12 protein-coding genes are annotated in these 19770 nt (G+C 63.7%); 7 read left to right on the forward strand and 5 right to left on the reverse strand.

Annotation, left to right across the window (positions count from 1 at the left end; translation table 11 throughout):
* The first annotated feature begins 170 nt into the window (after positions 1–170).
* Together AC6RV7_RS18815 and AC6RV7_RS18820 are read left to right on the forward strand one after the other, a co-directional pair.
* Entirely contained in the window at positions 171–3764 is a 3594-nt protein-coding gene (locus AC6RV7_RS18815) for an Ig-like domain-containing protein (protein ID WP_500095739.1), read from the forward strand.
* Positions 3765–4078: 314 nt separating this feature from the next.
* A complete protein-coding gene (locus AC6RV7_RS18820; RefSeq protein WP_500095740.1) occupies positions 4079–6613 on the forward strand; it encodes a hypothetical protein in 2535 nt (844 codons plus the stop codon).
* 270 nt (positions 6614–6883) lie between these two features.
* Here AC6RV7_RS18820 and AC6RV7_RS18825 read toward each other — a convergent pair whose 3' ends face one another.
* The 4 genes from AC6RV7_RS18825 to AC6RV7_RS18840 form a co-directional block, all read right to left on the reverse strand.
* Positions 6884–7999: a serine hydrolase domain-containing protein gene (locus tag AC6RV7_RS18825; RefSeq protein ID WP_500095741.1), complete on the reverse strand. Its 1116-nt coding sequence runs from the start codon at positions 7997–7999 to the stop codon at positions 6884–6886.
* 95 nt (positions 8000–8094) lie between these two features.
* Positions 8095–9417, reverse strand: a complete 1323-nt coding sequence (locus tag AC6RV7_RS18830) for a Gfo/Idh/MocA family oxidoreductase (protein ID WP_500095742.1) — start codon at positions 9415–9417, stop codon at positions 8095–8097.
* A gap of 743 nt (positions 9418–10160) precedes the next feature.
* A complete protein-coding gene (locus AC6RV7_RS18835; RefSeq protein ID WP_500095743.1) occupies positions 10161–12206 on the reverse strand; it encodes a DUF2264 domain-containing protein in 2046 nt (681 codons plus the stop codon).
* A gap of 457 nt (positions 12207–12663) precedes the next feature.
* On the reverse strand, positions 12664–13767 hold the full coding sequence (locus AC6RV7_RS18840; RefSeq protein ID WP_500095744.1) for a substrate-binding domain-containing protein: 1104 nt from the start codon (positions 13765–13767) through the stop codon (positions 12664–12666).
* A gap of 68 nt (positions 13768–13835) precedes the next feature.
* Between AC6RV7_RS18840 and AC6RV7_RS18845 the strand changes: the two genes are divergently transcribed.
* From AC6RV7_RS18845 to AC6RV7_RS18855, 3 genes are all read left to right on the forward strand, one after another.
* On the forward strand, positions 13836–14726 hold the full coding sequence (locus AC6RV7_RS18845) for a dihydrodipicolinate synthase family protein (RefSeq protein WP_500095745.1): 891 nt from the start codon (positions 13836–13838) through the stop codon (positions 14724–14726).
* A 197-nt stretch (positions 14727–14923) separates the two neighbouring features.
* On the forward strand, positions 14924–15724 hold the full coding sequence (locus AC6RV7_RS18850) for a hypothetical protein (RefSeq protein ID WP_500095746.1): 801 nt from the start codon (positions 14924–14926) through the stop codon (positions 15722–15724).
* Positions 15721–16467, forward strand: a complete 747-nt coding sequence (locus AC6RV7_RS18855; RefSeq protein WP_500095747.1) for an SDR family NAD(P)-dependent oxidoreductase — start codon at positions 15721–15723, stop codon at positions 16465–16467. Before AC6RV7_RS18850 ends, AC6RV7_RS18855 begins: the two co-directional genes overlap by 4 nt.
* Positions 16468–16574: 107 nt before the next feature.
* Here AC6RV7_RS18855 and AC6RV7_RS18860 read toward each other — a convergent pair whose 3' ends face one another.
* Positions 16575–17543, reverse strand: a complete 969-nt coding sequence (locus AC6RV7_RS18860) for a succinylglutamate desuccinylase/aspartoacylase family protein (protein ID WP_500095748.1) — start codon at positions 17541–17543, stop codon at positions 16575–16577.
* Positions 17544–17673: 130 nt separating this feature from the next.
* On the opposite strand from AC6RV7_RS18860, the gene AC6RV7_RS18865 reads away from it, so the two are divergent.
* Together AC6RV7_RS18865 and AC6RV7_RS18870 are read left to right on the forward strand one after the other, a co-directional pair.
* Positions 17674–18660: an aldose epimerase family protein gene (locus AC6RV7_RS18865; protein WP_500095749.1), complete on the forward strand. Its 987-nt coding sequence runs from the start codon at positions 17674–17676 to the stop codon at positions 18658–18660.
* Positions 18657–19745 carry a threonine synthase gene (locus AC6RV7_RS18870; RefSeq protein WP_500095750.1) on the forward strand — a complete coding sequence of 363 codons (1089 nt, stop codon included), beginning with the start codon at positions 18657–18659 and terminating at the stop codon, positions 19743–19745. The genes AC6RV7_RS18865 and AC6RV7_RS18870 overlap by 4 nt, the downstream gene beginning before the upstream one ends.
* Positions 19746–19770: the final 25 nt, after the last annotated feature.

The raw sequence follows: 19770 nt of genomic DNA on the forward strand, positions 1-19770 counted from the left end.
CAGAACGCAGATGTGAGGGGGATGCTTCTCCTATGGCCACGAGGAGCCGTTACCGTTTGTCATTGACGATTACAAATGCGCATTTGAATTGTAGTGGGCGATTTTTCCGCTCCGAGAACTCCCTTGTTGATGCGCCCTTCTGCGTCATCAGCGAAAAACCCACCACCGCTATGCCCCTGTGTGTCTGGCCCCGTGTCCTGTTCCGTGTTTTGGTTTTCGCGTTTGCCGGCTTCGCCGCGACGCTGAGCAGCTTTGCGCTCCCGGTGTTTCCTGGCGCCGTCGGCTATGGCAGCGATACTCCTGCCGGGCGGGGCGGGCAGGTGGTGCGCGTGACCACTTTGCTGGATGACTATCAGAATCCGCCCCCCGGCTCGTTGCGCTGGGCCATCGAGAAGGTCACCGGTCCGCGGGTGATCGTGTTTGAAGTCGCGGGCGTGATCGAGCTGCGTCGCAATCTGATGATTCGCGCGCGCGATGGTGCCGGGGAGCACGGCTACCTCACGATCGCCGGCCAGACCGCGCCGTATCCCGGCATCACGCTGAAGAACGCGGGCATCGTCATCTCCGCGCAGCACGTGCTGATTCAGCATCTCGCGATTCGGCCGGGAACGTTGCAGCGTTCCGAGCCGGGCTGGGACCTCACGCCTCCGGACAACCGCGACAGCATCCGCGTCGAGACCGGCGAGAACGTCCTGGGCGGAAATGTCGTGATCGATCACGTCTCCGCTTCGTGGGCGACCGACGAGATCGCCTCGATCTGGAGCGACAAGGGCAGCGTGCGGGAGGTGACGTTTTCGAACTGCATCTTCGCCGAACCGATCCTCAACGGCGGCCACAACAAGGGCGCGCACGGCTACGGTCCGCTCTCCGGCCGTCACACGGCAAACGTCACCATCGCGCGGAATCTGATGGCGTTTAACTGGAATCGAAACCCGCTTATCCGCGACATCACCGCCGGTGCGCAGATCGTGAACAATTTCATCTATCGGCCGGGCGTGTGGTCCAACACGGCCATCTATCTCGCCGGACCCGGCGGCATGCCGGAAACGCTGACCAATTCCGTCGTCGGCAACGTGATCGTCCGCCATCCGGTGCCGTTCAGCGTGGCCATGGGACGGGCCGATGGGACGACCGTGGTCGAAAACTACACGTCCTATTACAATACCGGGATCTATGCGCATGACGATCTTCCGGCGGGCGCGCAGTTCTACCTGGCCGACAATCGCGTCTTCAACCCGCAGGACTCGCAATGGTATCCAACGGATGGAGACCCATGGAGCTCCACGATTTTTCGTGACAGCCCGGTGAACCATGTCGTCCGCCTGGATTTCGATCCTTACGCGGGATCGGGCGGCACCGGGTGGGCGGCCTGGCCTTCTGCAGAAGTCGAGGCGCGCGTCGTGGCAACGGCGGGCAAGTTTCCCGCCCATCGCGATCCCATTGACGCGGAGCTGGTGGCGAAGGTGCACAACCGCAACGGCGCTTTCGTCGCGTTCGAGTCCGACCTCGGCGAAGACCCGTGGGCTTCCGTCCGCACCGAGGTTTCGCGTCCGCTGGTGACGCCCGACGATCCGTCCGGAGATGAGGACGGCGACGGCTATACGAACCTCGAGGAATGGCTGCACCAGATGTCGGCCGCGGTGGAAAGCGCCGCCAACCGCCCGCCGGTCGCGCAAGCGGGTCCGGACCGGCTCATCGTCGTGCACGGGGAATCCTCGGCGCTGGTGTCGCTCGATGGTTCGAGCTCCTTCGACTACGACGGCGGCGATCTCACTTACTCATGGTCCTGGGCGGGCGGCAGCGCGGCGGGCCCGACGCCTGCGATCGTTCTGCCGTTGGGCACCACGGAAGTCACCTTGACGGTAACCGATGCTCAAGGTGCGCAAGGTTCGGATACGGTGGCGATCACGGTCGAGGGCCGCCCGCCGGTTGTCGCGCTCTCGTATCTCGATCTTGGTTACACGGGTGAACCGCTGCCGGCGACCGTGGTGACGAATCCGGAGCAACTCGCGGTTGACGTGCGCTATGATGGCAGCACCCAGCCGCCGGTTTATCCCGGCACTTATCTGGTGACTGCGACCGTCACGTCGCCGGGCTACAACGAATCTGCGACCGGTGCGCTGACGATTCAGCCGACCGTATTCGTGCGTCACGCTCCGACGATCAACGGGCTCGTCGACGGTTCGGTGCAGGTGGCCCTGCCCGAGAGCGTCACGCTCAACAGCAATGCCGCGATCGCGAGCGATCTGCTGTTGCCGGGAGCACCGGCGGTGCAGCTTAACGGCTCGCCCGATTTCGCCGGCGTGGTTGACGGACCGGGCTCGACCACCCCGACCAGCCATCGGGTCACGCTCAATGGCAGCGCCATCCTGCGCGATCTCGTGCGCTGCGTGGATGCAGCGGGCTGGCCGACGGTGACGGCGCCATCCGCGCCCACGGGCACGCGTAATGTTTCCCTAAATACAGATAACGCGAGCGTCGGCGATTTCGCCACCCTGCGCAATCTTACGCTGAATTCCGGCGCGGGCACGGTTGGGGTGCCGCCGGGCAACTACGGCAACTTCGTTGCCAGCGGCGGCTCCCGCTTCCGCCTGGGGACGCCCGGCGCCACCGTGCCGGCGCGTTATGCGCTGCAGGGACTGACACTCAACCATGGCGCCGCGATCGAAATCGCCGGTCCGGTCGAGCTGACACTCGCAACGGGCGCGATCCTCAATCAGGCCACGATCGGAGAGGCGGTCCATCCCGAGTGGTTGACGCTGCGCATCGCCGCCGGCGGCGCGACGCTCAACAGCGGCGCAGTCCTGCACGGTTCGATCGTGGCTCCGAGTGGCGCCGTGATTCTCAACGGGAATGCGCGAGTGAACGGCCGCGTCACGGCGGACCGGCTTATGTTGAACAGCGGCAGCATTCTGCGCGATCCGGCGGAAAGGGCGGCGCCGACGATCGTGTTGAGCGCTCCCGCGGCGGACGCCGAACTCGCCGGCACGGTGACGTTGAGCGCGGAGGCCACGGACGCGAGCGGTGTGGCGGGAGTGAGCTTTCAGGTCGATGGCGTGTCTCTCGGCGGGGAAGACACGGCGGCGCCGTTTACGATCGAGTGGAACACGCTGCAAATCCCGGATGGCGGGCACACGCTGACCGCCATCGCGCGCGATGTTCTGGGCAACACCGCGATCTCCGCGCCGGTTTCCGTCACTGTGAAGAATGCGACCTTCGATGACTTCGAGGACGGCGATGCTTCGAACTGGGTTTCGGATGGCACGGGGACGTGGGCGGTCGCGGAGCAGGGCGACAATCGCGTTCTGCGGCAGTCGAATGTGACCGCCGTGTCGAACCGCGCGGTCCTGCAATCGGCCGAGTGGGCGGATCAAGTTGTTGAGGCGGACGTGACCTTGAACGCCGTCTCGGGCTCGAACCGGTTCTTCGGGGTGGCGGCGCGTTACCAGACGCCGGACGACTATTATTATTTCGTGTTGCGCACGAACAACACGGCGGAACTCAAGCGGCTGACCAAAGCCGTGGCGACGAACCTTGTGCCGCCCGTGCCGTTGCCGTTCACCGTCACACCGGGCGTGCCTCATCGGATGACGCTTGAAGTAGTCGGCTCACGTTTGCGCGCCTATGTGGACGGCCAGCTCGTGCTCGAAGGAGCCGACGCTACCTATGTCACGGGACGCGTGGCGTTGCTCACATATTTCAGTGACGTGTCTTTCGACAACGTGCACGCGGCTCCGGCGCCGCTGGCGAACGCGGTCGACTAGGTGCTGCGTTGCGGACCGCGCGAAGCCGCACCGGGCGAGGCGCGGTCTGCCCGGACGGATATCCCCCTTTGAGCGATGGCCGCACGGCTCGATCCGCATGCGCGTTGCTCCGCACTTTGCCCTGATGCCTGCCTCGAAAACCAGTAGCCACCGGCCGTAAACACGCCGGTCGCAGGGAATCTGCGGCGGACGTGGGGGCGCATCTTTGCGGCGGGTGGCGAGAAGTCGAAGACATGAAATCTTCATCGTTCCTCCGATTCCGCCGGGCGCTCGTCGCCGGGTGTTGTTTGTGTGTTGTTTCACTCGCTTCCGCTTTGCCGGTTTTTCCGGGAGCCGTCGGTTACGGCACGGACACGGTGGCCGCGCGCAATATCAGTGACGCCTCCAAAATCTATCGTGTGACTAGCCTGGCGAACAGTGGAGCGGGCACCTTGCGCGAGTTCGTGGAAAACTGCTCCGGACCTCGCGTCATCATCTTCGACGTCGCAGGCGTGATCAATCTAGCCACGGACCTGCGGGTCAAGGCGGGCGCATATGGAAACCTGATGATCGCTGGCCAGACGGCGCCCTTTCCGGGCATCACGTTGAAGGGTTGCGGCATTCAGATTTGGGGCAGCGATGTTTTGATTCAGCACATTGCCATCCGCCCGGGCAACGGAGTTGGCGATGAGCATGCGCTGAGCAATCGCGATTGCATCAAGGTCGAGCCGCAGTCTGGAACGACGGTGCAGAATGTCGTTATCGACCACGTTTCCATGAGCTGGGCAGTGGATGAGACGGCGTCGGTGTGGGGGAAATTCGATAACTCAGCGGGCCCGGCCTCGTATGCGCAGAAAGTTACTTTCCTAAACTGCATCTTCAGCAAGCCCATCCTCAATGGTAACCACGAAAAGGGCTCCCATGGCTATGGACTGATCGTGGGTCGAAACACCTCTCAAGTATCGGTGCTCAAAAACCTCTTCGCCTTTTGCTGGGCGAGAAATCCGCTCATCAACGACACGACCCAGGGGGCCCAGGTCGTTAACAACTACATCTACAATCCCGGCGCGTTCACGGATTCCGTGGCCTACATGAGAAATGGCTGGTCGCCTTACGCGGTGTCACTGATCGGGAACGTCTTTCTGCGGAAGAAAACGCCCTACTCATTGATGATGGAATTCCAGGCTGCGCCCGATAACGACACTGAGCCCGTTCTCCACAATTTCACCAATTACAACAAAGCGGTGCTCAAAATTAAGGGCGATGTAATCGCCGGCACCGGCGTGTTTTTAAGCGACAACACCAACCTTGATCGCTCGATGGGCACTTGGGGACCAACGTCGGGAAATCAATGGGACTCTTCTTTTGTCAGCGATGACACGGCATCGTCTCAAAATCCCGTTACGCATCTCAGCTCTGACCCCTACGTCAACTCGGGTGGCGTCACGTGGAGTCCGCTGCCGAATGGCGAAGTGCCCGCGACCGTGTTGCTGTCGGCCGGGAAGATGCCCGCAATGCGCGACGCGTGGGACGCCGCACTCATCAACGAAGTGGCGACGCTGACGGGCGAGTTCGTCGAGTATCCTGCCGACCTCGGCTCCGATCCTTGGGCGGTGCTGGCGAGCACGTCGACGCGTCCTCCACTTGCCTTGCCCACGAATCCGTTGGGCGACGATGACGGCGATGGTTACAAGAACTTCGAAGAGTGGCTGCACGAGCCCGCGCTCGAAGTGGAGCGCGCTCCGAGCGCCGCAGTCGCCGTGACGGACACGTTTGAGGATAACAACTTCAACGGGTGGATCCCCGACGGCAATGCACCGAACTGGTCCATCGCGACCGATGGTTCGAAGGTGCTGCAGCAAAGCGACGACACAGGCGAAGCGCGCGCTGTGCTCGCAGCGACCAACTGGTTCGGCAATCAAACGATCGAGGTCGATGTGAAGCCGACCTCGTTCAACGGCACGGATCGGTTCTGCGCCGTTTACGTGCGGTATCAGGATTTCAAGAACGGCTACTACGTCACACTGCGCAACGCTCCGTCGGGCGGACAAACCGTGCAACTGCGCAAGATCAGCGGTGGAACGGTGACGACGTTCGACTCCGAGACGACGGCGACTTTCCCGATCGCGACGAACTCGTGGTATCACGTGCGGCTCACGGTTTCGGGCACGTCGACGGCGACTCTGACGGCGACCGTGAGCAATCTCACGAATCCCTCGCAGCCGAGCGTGACGTTGAACGGCACCGACTCGAGTTCGCCATTCACCGGCGGACGCGTCGCCATCGGAACCTACTTCGCGGCCGCACGATTCGACCAAATGACCGCCAGCCCGACCACGGGCTCGTCCAATACGGTACTCGACGACTTCGAAGACGGGGATGCGAACGGCTGGACGCCGTCTGGCGGGACGTGGACGGTGGACTCGACGACGAAGACCTATCGTCAGACTAACACCGGCACGTCCATCAACGCGCGCTCCTCGCACGCGGCGAACTCTTCGGATCACAGCATCCAGGCCGATGTGTGTCCGCTGGATTTCCGGAGCACCAGCGGTTCGGTGATGCTCTGCGTGCGCTACACCGACGCCTCGCACGCCTACTTCCTCACGATTGGCGAATCCGGAAATGCCACCTTGAAAAAGGCGAATGGCGGCTCGTCGGTCGTCATCGCCGGCCCGGTGGCCTCGGGCGTGAGCGAAGGACAGTGGTGTGTGATGAAACTCGAAGCGGAGGGGAGCTCGATTCGCGGTTACGTCAATGGCCAGTTGCTCGTGCAAGCCACCGACTCCACGATCGCGACGGGCGATGTCGCGTTGGGCACTTACGCGACCACGGCGGCGTTCGATGACGTTTCGATCTCGGACTTGTGAGCCGAGGTGTTTTCAAAGCAGGTGAACCTCGGGTTCGCCTCGCTCATCATTAAAAACTTCGGCGGCCGGAGATCGGCCGCCGATTTGTTTGAGTCCGGGCGCCTCTGCGAGATGTCCCGACGTCTCTTGGATTATCGATGAGAAGATTTACTTGATAGGTCGCTTCCGGCTGCCTCAGCGGTCCGAAGCCGTCACGAACGTCGCGCGACGCATGGAAAACGCGTCATCGCCGCGGAAGGTTCTGGTCACTCGAGGCGCGAGATCACCGGACTACTTGGACAGGGACAAAGGCGCTTCGCGCCTGAAGGCGTCGAGCACGGGATTGATCACGAGTTTCTCGACCATCTTCAGCGTGCTCGCGCCGAGCGGAAAACCGCCACCATTGCGCACGACGATCAGATCGAGGCTTGGAACGACGAAGAGAAGTTGCCCGCCGGCGCCGAGGCCCCAGAACGCATCGTCGGGCGCCTGCGGCAGCACCCGCGTGCCGTCGAGATTGCGATTCACCCACCAGCTGAGGCCGGAGAAGTTGGGCAGACCGGCGTGGCGGACCGCGCGCGTCGCGATGTCAAACGGGATGACTTGCTCTTCGTCCCAATCGCCGCGACGGGCGAGCAGGCGACCCACGCGAGCGACGGCGTTCGGACTGAAATTCGCGCCACCCCACGAACCGATCAACGAGAGCCCGTCAAGCTGCACCGGACCGTTGTAACCGATCGACCACTCGTTTGCGGGCACGCCGATTTTGTTCATTACGCGTTCGCGCAGCAGCCCGTCGAGATCCGAATGCTTGGTGCCGCGGAGCGAGGCGGTGACGCAATAGCTGAGCATTGCGATTCCGGGATTGCTGTAGAGCGCCTTTGAGCCGGGCGTGAACATCACGGGCACTTCATCGCGCGAGAGCGTGAACGGATCGCGCGGGACCGGGAGAAATTTCCAGAATTCGCCCTTCCAGCCAGGGAGCTTGGAGTGCGGAATGCCGTTCTCGTTCGCATCGTCGAGCCCCGAAGTGTGAGTGGCGAGTTGTGCGACCGTGATTTGTCTCCTGACGGGATCGTCCCGCCATGCGACCACATAGTCGCTCGCTGCATCCTCAGGACGGATACAACCGTCGGCCATCGCGACCATGAGTGACAAGCCGCCGACAAGCGCCTTCGCCAAGGAAGCGGTGTAGTGCGGCGTCGTGCGGCTGTAACCATCGACGTAGCGCTCGAACACGACGTGATCGGACCGGATCACGAGGAACGTGGTGCTCTTTTGATGCAGCATCACGCGCCAGGCGTCCTCGAGGCGCTGACCGGAGAGTTGGTAGGCTTCCGGCGTTGCTGTTGGCCATTCGGCGCCGAGTTTCTCGGGCGCGCCAATTGCCAGCGCGGACGAACTCAAAAGGAGAGCGAGGCCGCCCAGCACGCGCCGAGCCGACCCACGTTGCACAGGGGGGAGCGGGGAACGTGTGAGCGAGGTGAAAATGCGTAAGATCATCAGATGAGTTCCGAGAGACGGTGAGTAGAAGGGTTCAGTGACAGCAGCGACGAGATCGCCACCGGTTGCTTCGAAGCGATGCTGGCGTTTGCCGCGATGCCGATGAGGATCGACGCCGCACCCTGTTCGTGGCCGGCGGAGCGGCCAAACGGATCGCTCGGCGGATGCGCCGAGAAAATCTGCTCCTGCAGCAGCGGGTCTCCGCCCCCGTGATCGCCTTCGGCCGCCGGCAGGGGGACCGCATAGGAGGGCTTGAAATGCGGGAAGACACGCAGTTCGCGCGCCTCGCCGCGCCCGTGCTCGGAACCCAGCGTTCCCTCGCCGATGATGTGCGCTCCGTGAAACTCGCGATATTCGAGACGGCCGCGATCGCCAGTAAATGCCACGCGGTAACCCTCGTAAGGACTGAAGGCGTTGAGCGAATAGTTCAGCAGCGTGCCGTTGCGATAGCGGACGAGCACGTTCATCACATCTTCGATGTCGATGTCGGACCGGAAGACATTGCGATCGCGCACGTAGCCCGACTCGCGTTCCGCGGCGCCGAGATAGAGCGCGCGTTCCATCTCCAAATCGCGGATCATCGAGTGTTCGTAGGTATAGGCAAACGGATCGCCGTCGACTGGGTGCTTGTAATAGCGGGGATAGGCGGTGAGAGCGTCGTCACCGCGGCGAACGGCGTTATCGCGGCCGTAGAACATCAGCGCGCCCTGCGAGAAGACCTCAGCCGGAATTGCATCGATCCACCAGTTCACGAGGTCGAAATGATGGGTGGATTTGTGCACGAGCAGACCGCCCGACTGGTCCTTGTGCGCATGCCAGCGGCGGAAGTAGTCGGCGCCGTGGCTGGTGTTGAGCAGATACTCCATCGTCACGTGGCGCACCGCGCCGATCGTGCCCTGCGAAAGAAGCTCGCGCACCTTGGTCACTCCCGGATTCCAGCGATAGTTGAAAGCGACACGAACCGAGCGGCCCGTTTCACGAACGGCGTCGAAGATGGCCTGGCACTTCGCGGCGTCGGTCGTCATCGGTTTCTCCGTGACCACATCGCAGCCGCTGCGCAGCGCCTCGACGATGTAGTGGTGGTGCTCGGCGTCGACGGTGCAGACCACGACGACGTCGGGTCTGGTTTCTGCCAGCATTCTCTTGAACTGCGATGCCGTATACACGGGCACCTCGGCGTAGCCGAACTTGGTCTTCAGCCGATCACGGTGAAACGTCATCCGGGCGGTGCTCAGATCGCAGAGCGCCACGATCTGCGCCTCAGCGGAGTAGCGCTGTGCCACCGGATCGAGAAACATGCGCACGCGACCACCGGTGCCCACGTATGCGAAACGGCGGGGGAGGGAAGGCGCGGATGCGCCGCTAGGTTGACCTAGAGGTAAAGAGGGGGGCATAAAACGTAAAGGGCTGACCAAATTAGCTAAAATCAAATGCGCATGTGAAACGGGAGACGCAACGAAATTTCTTCCTTTCCGTGGAAGAAGCGCCGAGAGGCCTTGCACACCGTGGCTTGTCGGGGAAGTTGCGCCGGCCGTTTCGAAGTCAGGGCCACGCGCACCGGCCGATGGCAGAAGATGCTCCCCCGTCAGCTCTGCGGACCGGCGTTGATCACGCGTTCGGGACTTGCGCCGGAGCGTCCAAGGGGCTGTCTCTAAAACAAATGCGCATGGGAAAACATTCGAATAGCGGATCGGGCAATCGCGGAATCGCGAGACGGCTTGGTCCAGGGCCTGATCTTTGTTTTCAGGGGGGAGGCACGGGCATTGCCGGCGTTTCCGAGGCAGTAGGTTTCGGCACGGACCCGCCGGCGGAGCGAGGCGACGAGGTCTACTTGCGTGACACTGCGCGCGCGGGAAAACGACGGACCGTATCGGTTCGGGCGAGCGGGCGGAGCTTCGGACCTTCAGAACATCCCGAATTATGTTTTCACCCTCGGCGGCGACTTCAGTCGGCGAGGCGTGCGCGTGCGGCGCGATCTAGGTCTCGAACTGCCGGGGGAAGCGCAGGCGGTTCGTCTACTACGACCGCCGCGCGTAGAGGTGCGTTGGCGTGTCGCGCGTCGGGGTTACCACGGCGTGGCGATCGACGTTTTCTCGCCGTCGATGTCGATCACGAGTGCACCGGGTGTCTGCGTGAGTTCGATGCGTGGTTCGCGCGCGTCGGCTCCGCGACCGCCGTCGACATAGATCGCGACGGGTGTGTTGGCCGGAACGGGCGATTGGCTGGTCCAGCTGGGAAACGTGCCCACGCGATCGAAGAGATGCGCGAAGCGCCAGTTTTCGCGCGGCTCGAGCACCTCGTGCGCGACGGTGCCTTCGGGGCTGCGGATCACGCGGAGCGTCGAATAGAACTGCGGCGTCGTGAGCGCGATGGAGTTCTGCGAGGTCTTCGTCTGAACCGCGTCCTTTGTGGGCGAGGCGATGCCGTAGCCGCCGAGATAGAGATACACCGGCTGCGCGCTCTGATGCCAGAAGACGTGCAACTCGCCTTGTGGCGTGGTGAGTGAGTGCGTGATCACCTCGTAACGATCGTCGACGGCGGGTTGGTAGCTGAGGTTCACGTCGAAACCCCACGCGCTCGCGAAGTGGTTTTCGGCGATGGAAAGCGCGCGGGCGTGATCGCGATAGCGCCAGGTTTTTCCGTCGAGCGAGATGCCGGTGCGTCCCGCGCCCAGATCGGTGCCTTCGCCCAGGGTGCACCAGCCGAGCGAACTCGAATACGCGTGTTGCTGGTATTTGACGCCACGCTGCCAGTGATCATGCGCACGCGAAAACGGCTGCGAAACGGGGTAGAGGCGCGCGTCCCCGTCCTGCCGAACGCGTGCGACCATCCGCGCGCCTGCGATGACTTTTGTTTCGTCTGCGGATAGATCGGCGGGAATTGGCAGCTCGGGGGCCGTCCAGAACGGATCCTTTTCCGGCATGAGCAGCGCGATCAGGCCCTGCGCCGCCCAGTAGGTCGTGCCGGGGCCGTTGTAGGGCTCGGCGACACTTCCGTTCGTGGCGCGATACCCAACCTGCAACAGGCCATCGGAATCTTGGGCGTGGTTTTCCCAGAAATATTTCAGCACGCCCGACGACAGCCGACGCGCTTCACCGGGCGGCAGGGGGTTGAGTCCGTTGAGCGACGCCCAGCCCACGGCGGCGAGTTCGGCGAAACGATACGACAACGACCGCCCCCAGGCGATCGGCGCGCCGTCACGTCCCACGAGATAACGATAGCTTTCCAAATACGCGCAGCTCGATTGGGCGATTCGCGGACCGAACTGCGTGCGCCACGCAGGATCGAGGCGATACACGACCTGATTATAGAGCTGGAATCCCCACGCGTTGTATTTGTCGAACGTCATGTTGCTGCCGTCGAGGAACCAGCCGTCGCCACGATACCAACCGAACAGGCGTTCGAGCCGGTCGGTGTGCAGAGCGCGATGCGCTTCGCGCCCCTCGCGTTCGAGGAGGGGCACCGCGACAAGATGGAAATAATAGTGATTATTGTCGTAAGAACGTGCCTCGCCGAGATCGCTGAGGTAGTTGAGAATCCAGCTGCGTTGCTGCGGCGTGAACGGCTCCCAGAAAAATTGCGGACTCAACAAGGCACCCATCGCGAAGATGGAGCCTGCGTGTTCGCCTTTCGCAGGCTTCGGCCAACGGTGCGGTGATTGGGGATCGAGCGCGGCGATCATTCCCCGGCGAAACGGCTCCGTGATCGATCCGTTGTAGCCGGGAATGGTGTCCCGGCCGGTTGCGGCCGAATAGATGACGGCAAGCATCATGATCCGCTCGAACGCTTGATGATTGGTGTCGGGACCGTCGGGGGCATCCACCAAAGTGTTGAAAGCCGGTTCTCCACTCGGCGGCGGCAGATGGAACACACCCTCAGACGCATCGAAATACGGCAGAATTCCGGCGAGCAGCCGCTCGTTGATCTCCAGCCAATGCTGACGAGTATAGCCGGTCACGCTGCTGTGCTGGAAATCGAGTGGCGTGGCGAGCTGCGCGACAATCGTGCTGTTGGGCTGCTGCGCGCGACAAATGGCGGCGCACAGCAAAACGAAAGAGAGCGGAAGCGCGAAAAGGAATCGTGGAAGGTGCATGGACAATCGAGGAGCCATCGGGAAAAAGGTTTCGAGAAACGCATCCGCGTGACTTTTGGATGCGGCTTGAGAGCACGTTCAGCGCGGGGAATGGTCTCTGGAGCGTGAGCCGGACGGTCGCTGGCTTCGTGCGGGGGATGTTAGGGCATCACGGGACTGGACGGGCTTTGAACATCACCGTTGTCGCGAAGGGCGCCGTCCCTTTCTGGCCCGGGGAAAAGCAGGGAAGGCGACATTCGCATCACCAAACGGCGGAGTTTCGGTCGTGCAACAAAAATATTTTGTTACATAGACGTGTAACAAACGCGTTGGGTCCACGGCTTCACTCTGAAATCGGCTGCCGGCGTCTTCAGCGAAGACGTCCGGCTATTTCCCAGGCTTGGGCCTGAGATTTATTGCGCGGCTCTCCCTGAACTGGCCGCAGCGTCGGGTTTTCCGCGTGGGGAACGGAGGAGCGGTGGCGAAGATGCTCCTGTCAGCCCACACTTTTGACGGTTCCCCCGGGGAAATACGTTGGAAAGATCAGGTTTGGTTCCGAGGCCAAATAACCTTGGCGCACCATCTGTAGCATCAGTCGCGAGAGTCGGTCGGCAAATGTTTCCTCCCCGAATTTGTAGTGAGTGATCGGCGGGCTGACGGTCTCGAACAGATAATCGTGATCGCGCGCGATAAAGGATACCGTGTCCGGCACCGATAGCCCGCGTTTGAGCAGATAGATGAGCACGATGAACACGTGTTGGGGCTTCGCGACCAGCAGGGCGGTTGGCGCCTCGCGCGAAGCGAAAAGCGCATCCAGCTTCGAGCCGATATTCTGGGCGGTGCCGTAATGGCGGACGATCACCGCGCGCGCATCGTCCGCCGCCGGCCGCCGGCTGATGGCTTCGTGAAATCCCTCTTCGCTGGCGATGTCGCCGGCTACGCCGCTGTTTGGGACCACCAACGCAATTCGGCGGTGACCTTTGCCCAGAAACACGCCGGCGGCGTGCCGGCAGACGGAACGATAATCCACATCGAGCGAGGGCAGCTTCGCCTCCGGATGACACGAGCCCAGGACCAGTGCCGGCACCGAGTTTTCCGAGAACCATTGCTGGAGTTCCTTGCTCACGGAAAGCAGCACGCAGCAGAAGACACGGTTGCGGCGGACGAACTCCTCGAGTTTCCGCCGTTGCATGCGCGCGCTGTGCGGCGGACAAACCAGGATTTCCGTGGCGAAGCCGTGCTCCGCCAGATGCGCCCGCATTTCGCTGATGCCCTGATAAGCGGTCAGGGAGACCCGCGTGACCGGTTCATGCGTGACCAAACCGACCAGACGGCTTTGCTGACGGACGCCCTCGCGAGGCGTGGAAAGCAGCCGGTTCAGACGCCCTTGCCGGATATCCAGCAAGCCTTCCTTGGCCAGCAGATGAAGGGCGGTGCGAACGGTCGGGCGGCTGATCTGGAAAAGCTCGCAGAGCCGTCGTTCGCTCGGGAGGTATTCGTTCCACGTGCCTTCCTCGATGGCTTTCCGGATCGAGGCGGCGGCCTGGGCGGAAAGGGAGAAACGCTTCGGAATATCGAAGGGAGGAGATGAGCTGCTCATATCAGGTTACCAGTAGATAAGGCTAGTTGAAGGCGTCGCGTTTCGGCTGTTTGAAAACAATGAAACAGATGTCAGCTGTGCAAATTTGGTCGGCTACTCCGACTCCGCTCACCTCCGACCTCGCGGTCGAAGTGAGTTCGGTGGCCAAGATGATCCGGGATGCGCTCGCGTCCGGGATCCACGGCATCTTTCTTGCCGGCACCTGCGGCGAGGGGCCGTGGTTGCAGGACCGGGAACGCAGCCGTCTGATCAGGGCCGCGGTCAGCGCGGCCGAGGGGAAACTGAAAATCGCCGCGCAAGTTTCCGACAATTCGGTGCCGCGCATTCTCGACAACATCGAACGCGTGGCGGAGGCGGGAGCCGACTACGCCGTCATCGCGTCGCCTGCGACGTTCTTGAATCCGACCGCGGATCGGATCGCGGCACTGTTCGCGGAGGCGGCGAACGCCAGCCCGCTGCCGGTCGGCATCTACGACCTTGGCCGGCACCGGCCGATCGTGATCCCGGAGGGTCGCCTGAAGGAGATCTATTTGCTGCCGCAGGTCCGGCTGGTGAAGGACAGCTCCGGTTCGCCCGATCGCCGCGCCATTGCGTTGGCCGCGCGGGCCGCCAAACCGTCGCTGCAGTTGTTCAATGGCGATGAGTTTCGCTGCATCGATTATCTGGAAGCTGGCTACAACGGTTTCATGTTCGGCGGGGCGGTCGCCGTGGCGGCCCAGCTCAACCAGATCGTCGGGCTGTTCGCCGCCGGCCGGGTCGAGGAAGCGCGAGCGGTGGAGGCGGACATGAAGCAGGTTCTCTTCGGCATCTACGGCGGCGAGTCGATCGCCTGCTGGCTGACGGGTCTGAAATACTACATGGTCCGCCGCGGACTGTTTTCGTCCACCGCCAGCTTTCTGGGTTACCCGCTGAACGACGACTGCCGGGCGTTCATCGACGACTACGCCGCGCGAACCTGAGGTGCCCCCGCCTTTCCGCGAATCGAGTTCGGAAGATATGCTCGTCACATCGATGTCGTTGAGAATGGGCCGCAAGTCGCGCGCTGGGAAACACTGGTAAACTGGGCAAATGATCAGACCAGTTGAACGTAATTGTGTGCCGAAGCGGTTGCCGGACGCTGCCGGCGAGGCCGTCCGGTCTGTCTTCCCGTTTTCATATGCACTCTCCTGAAACGTCCCCGCTGGTGACCGATTTTGCGCGCTCGTTCATTCGCTGGCGCAGCGACACCACGAAGAAGCCGATGCTGACGGTATCGCAGCCCCCGCCGACGTCGCTCAACAACGTGCGGATGCCGCTCGAGTGCCTGGCGACGGTCGTGCACGATGGACAGCGAAGCGAGTTCGGCCTCGGCACGTCGTGCAAAACCGAGCAGGTGTTTGTCGAACGCGATGTCTGGATGCAGCCGAACGCCGACATGTGCGCGGTGAGCAGTGCTGACCAGTTCATGGTCATCAAGCGCTGGGACAAAGTAGCCAAGGGGGTGATGCTGCATCCGCCGTCGCTGGGACCGCAGCCCGAACGGCAGTGCATCGATCCGGTCGTGGCGTTCGACAGCCACTCGCTCGCCTTGCGCCGCCGCCCAGCCCGCGCGCTCGGTGCGATCGAGGATGTGATCGAGGTTTTGTCGGGGGACAGGGAAGTCGTCGCGCGCACCACCTTCGCCATTGCCGGCGGGGAGGTGACGGTCGAATACCCGGTCAAGACGGTCAATTACAGCGAGCGTCACCGCTATTACCAGGTGGACACGGGACCGGTGCTGTTTTTCGGCGAGACGACCGGCAGCCAGACGATCGAGCATCTGCATCTCGCCTATGTGGCGCATCTGGGCGGAGACTGGGCGGAGTTCATCGTCAGCCGTCCCACACCGCTCGAAGGACACGCGGTGGCCGTGCATCATTTCAGCGAGGTGAGGCGGGTGGCGGCTCGCCATTCGCTGTGGGTGGTCGAAGCGACATGAGGCCGCAACGCGTCATCGTGACCGGCGGGGCCACCAACATCGGCCGGGCCATCACCGAGGCTTTTCTTGCGCGGGGAGGACGCGTGGCCGTGGGGCAGCCGGATCCGTCCGTGGCGGCGCCTTTGGTCCGGCGCTATGGCGGGGGCGTGATTCCGTTCCGCGTGGACGTCGGCGATCCGGAGCAATGCCGCCGGTTCGTTGACGCCGCCGCCGCGGAGCTCGGCGGCCTCGATGTGTTGGTGAACAACGCCGCGGTGGTCGGCGCCCCGGCAATGGCGAGCCTGAGTTCGGTCGCGCCCGCGCAGTTCAATCTACTCGTGAGCGTGAATCTGGGCGGCGTGGTTTTTTGTTCGCAGGCGGCGGTGCCGCACCTCAAGGCCGCCGGAGGCGGGGTGATCGTTCATATCTCGTCAATCAATGCGATCCGGCCGCAACGCGGCGCGATGATCTACGCGGCAACGAAAGCGGCGGTTTCCTCCCTCGCCCAGTCCATGGGCAAGGAACTGGCGGTGGACCGCATCCGCGTCATTGCCGTCGCGCCTGGAGACATCCGCGTCGACACCTCCGCCCGGCTCGAGCAGGAGCTGGCGGCGAAAGGGGTGGTTTCGGACGTGGCCAACCAGACCCCGCTGGGGCCCGGGGAACCGGCGGACATCGCCGAAACGGTCGCGTTTCTGTGTTCGGACCGGGCGAAATTCGTCACGGGCACCACGTGGCTGGTCGACGGCGGCTTGCTGGCATGAACGGGCGGAACGGGCTCCGGTTCGCGTCAGGTCGGAGCGAAGGACCCGGTCCGCGGCGGGAACCGAGCCCCGTCATTAGGTTTTGGATACACTTGCCCGGGGGGCCGTCAGATCGGCGCGAGGGTGAAGAGGGCGTCGCCTTTCCGGACCGAGCGTTGATAACGCACGAGCACGACCCGGCCGTTGCGCTCGGCTTTGATGCGGAGGAGCCGTCCGCCGTTCAGCTTGTGCACCACGCCGAGGATCTGGCCGCGGCGCACCCTCGTGCCCAGTTCCACCTTTCGAACGAACAGGCCGTCGTGAGGGGCGGGGTGATGGACTTGCAGGTGCGCTTCGTCAGGATCGGCCGACGTGCGGGTTTTCTGGCGAGCCAGCGTCAACGGTGCGCCGGCGAGGCAACCGGACCAGCGCAGCAAGTTGGTCAGCCCGCGATTCAGCGCGCTCAGGTCGTTCGCTGCGATCCCGCCGGCGCCGCGGCACTCGGCATAGATGGCGGGGATGTTGCGGGCGTGGGCTGCGCTCAACGTTCGACCGGGCAGGAAGGGGCCGGCCCAGGACCAGAAGCGATCGAAGCACGCCGCCATGGCGCGTTGCGTCGGGCCGACCTTGTCGTCCCGCGTGAGGTAGCCGACCCACGGCAGCAGTTCGTAGGCCGCCCCGCCGCTGTGCAAATCGACATAGTGCGTGGCTTGCGCGAGGAGTTGGGTGTCGAAGAGGTGGGCGAGCCGCTCCGTGACGGTGCCGCGAGCCTTCCCCGGAAATGCCCGCGCGAGATTTCCGCCGTCGCGAGGATGAAAACGCTGGCCGGCGAAGAAGGCGGCCTCGTTCAGCACCGGCACCATCACGACCGTGCCACGCAGGTGCAAGGGACGCCAGGTTTCCGCCCACTCCCGCAGCAGCGTCGGGCCTTCGTATTCGTCGCCATGGGTGCCGCCGTTCAGCAGCAGCACCGGTCCGGGACTTCCGCGCCAGATCCACGCGTCGAAGCCGACTTCGCGCGCCTGGAAGCGACGGTGATGAAAGCCGGAGGCGAGCGCACTCAGATCGAGACCCAGTTTGGCAACACGAGCAGTCATGGAAAAAACGAATAAACCACGGTTGGCGCGCAACCCAACCGGGCCCGTCGGCCTCCGACAATCTCCGCGGACTGGAAAGCATTCCAAACCAGTGGGCCGATGGAGCGGACGCGGAGCGGAGCGCCGGCTTGTGTTGGACAACGCCTTCTACCGCGTCGAGTTGTGGCCGGAGAAGGGGGGCGCCCTCACGAGCTACGTCGATCTCGGTTCGGGAATCGACATCATCTGGCGCAATCCCTACGGCCAGCCGCCCCGGTTGCGATTGCTCGACCAGCCGGTGAGCGGCGGCAGCGACCTGTATGACGTGATGGACGGCAGCTGGTATGTGTCGCTGCCGAACGGTTTTTTCGCCGGGAACTATTTCGGCGCTCCGCTCGGGACGCACGGCGAATTGCGGGCGCTGCCCTGGGAGGTCGAAAACCTGGTGGCGGACCGGGAGCAGCTGCGCGTCACCCTCGTGGGGCGCTCCGTGCGCACGCCGTTGATCTATCGGCGCGAGCTGATCGTGCGGCGGGACAGCCCGCTGCTGGGTTGGAAGGAAACGGTGGAAAACCGCTCGTCGTCGGCGCTGCCGGTGGCATGGCTGCAGCACCCAACCTTCGGCGGTCCCCTGCTGGACGGGGCGAGACTCGTTGCACCGGCGAAAACGGTGCGGGTTTTTCAGGCGGAGGACCCGCAAGCGTTGCAATTGAAAGCTGGATACGAGGGGCGCTGGCCGTTCGTGCCCGAGCGCATCGGCGGACGGAACCGGGACTGCAGCGTCGTGCCTCCGGCCGGCAGCGGAATGGACCACTCGGTGCAGCTATCCGACTTCGAAGCGGGCTGGGGCTGCGTTTGGAACGAGCGCAAGCAGCTCGGTTTTGGCCTCGAGTGGGAGCTGGAGAAATTTCCCTACGCCTGGTCGTGGAATTCGGCCGGAGGCATCGCGCAGTATCCGCTGTGGGGCGAGGGCCACATCATCACCCTGCAACCGAGCACGTCCCCGGTCGGCCGGTTCGACGCGCTGGTCGAGCATGGCGAAGTGTTGCAGGTGCCGGGCAAGGGAGCGGTCACCACCGCGATGTCCACGGGTTTTGTGAACCGTGCCACCGGTCCGTGGACGGAGAACGCGCGATGAGCATCTGGAAGTATTCAGACAAATGGGACGCCCCCCCGGCGGCGATCGCCGTCACCCTCGGCGAGGGCGAAACGCCGCTGATCCGCTCGAGCCGGATCGGGCCGGCGCTGGGCCTGGCCAACCTGTGGTTCAAATACGAGGGCGCCAATCCCACCGGCTCCTACAAGGATCGGTTCGCCGCCGCCGCGGTGACGCATCTGCGGCAGGAAGGTAAGCGGGCGTGTCTCGGCACCTCGAGCGGCAACACGGGGGCCGCGCTGGCGGCCTATTGTGCCCGGGCGGGTTTGCAATGCTACCTGGCGATCGTCGAGGGCGCGCCCGAAGGCAAACTGCGGCAGATGCGCGCGTATGGCGCGCACCTGTTCCGTATCCGGAAATTCGGGACGTCCCCGGCGGTGAACGCGAGTGTCATGCAAGGTCTCCGCGGGCTCGCCGACCGGCTCGACGCGGGCTATGAGATCAGTGCGTTCGCGCTATCCCCGCGCGGGATGGCGGGCGTGCAAACCATCAGTTATGAGATTGCGGAGTCGCTGGGTGCGGGGGCGTTCAGCATCTTCTGCCCGGCCGGCGGCGGCGGCCTGATCCTCGCGGTGGCGCGCGGGGTGGAGCAACTGGGAGCGGCGGGGCGCGTGCATTGTGTGCAGCCCGCGGGCAACGACACGATCGCCTCGCGACTGCGAGGCGGTGCGGCGACGGCCGTGCCGGTCGAATCGACCACGGCGATCAGCGGGCTGCAGGTGGGCGGCGTGCTGGACGGAGATGACGTGATCGCGACCTGCCGGCGCTTGGGCGGCCAGGGCTATGTCGTGGAGGACGACGCGGTGTGGCGCTGGCAGGCCCGGCTCGCCCGGGACGAGGGCATTTTCAGCGAGCCGGCCGGGGCGGTCGCGCTCGCCGGCGTGGAGCAGGCCGTCGCGCGTGGCGAGGTGGCCGCCAACGAACCCATCGTGTGCCTGGTGACGGGCAGCGGATTCAAGGACGAGCGGGCGCTCGTGCGCATGACCGGCGAGGCCGGCACACCGCTGCTCGACAGCTTCGATGAGTTTGCGGAGGTCGTGAACGGAACGATGCGCGGTCCTCGCTGACTGCGGCGGCGTCGCGAGGCAGGTT

The organism is Opitutus sp. sgz309028 (assembly GCF_059821195.1).

Coding starts and splice junctions, on each gene's coding strand:
- AC6RV7_RS18815 (WP_500095739.1), top strand. CDS start 171: ATGCCCCTGTGTGTCTGGCCCCGTGTCCTGTTCCGTGTTTTGGTTTTC.
- AC6RV7_RS18835 (WP_500095743.1), bottom strand. CDS start 12,206: ATGGCTCCTCGATTGTCCATGCACCTTCCACGATTCCTTTTCGCGCTT.
- AC6RV7_RS18840 (WP_500095744.1), bottom strand. CDS start 13,767: ATGAGCAGCTCATCTCCTCCCTTCGATATTCCGAAGCGTTTCTCCCTT.
- AC6RV7_RS18845 (WP_500095745.1), top strand. CDS start 13,836: ATGTCAGCTGTGCAAATTTGGTCGGCTACTCCGACTCCGCTCACCTCC.
- AC6RV7_RS18850 (WP_500095746.1), top strand. CDS start 14,924: ATGCACTCTCCTGAAACGTCCCCGCTGGTGACCGATTTTGCGCGCTCG.
- AC6RV7_RS18855 (WP_500095747.1), top strand. CDS start 15,721: ATGAGGCCGCAACGCGTCATCGTGACCGGCGGGGCCACCAACATCGGC.
- AC6RV7_RS18860 (WP_500095748.1), bottom strand. CDS start 17,543: ATGACTGCTCGTGTTGCCAAACTGGGTCTCGATCTGAGTGCGCTCGCC.
- AC6RV7_RS18870 (WP_500095750.1), top strand. CDS start 18,657: ATGAGCATCTGGAAGTATTCAGACAAATGGGACGCCCCCCCGGCGGCG.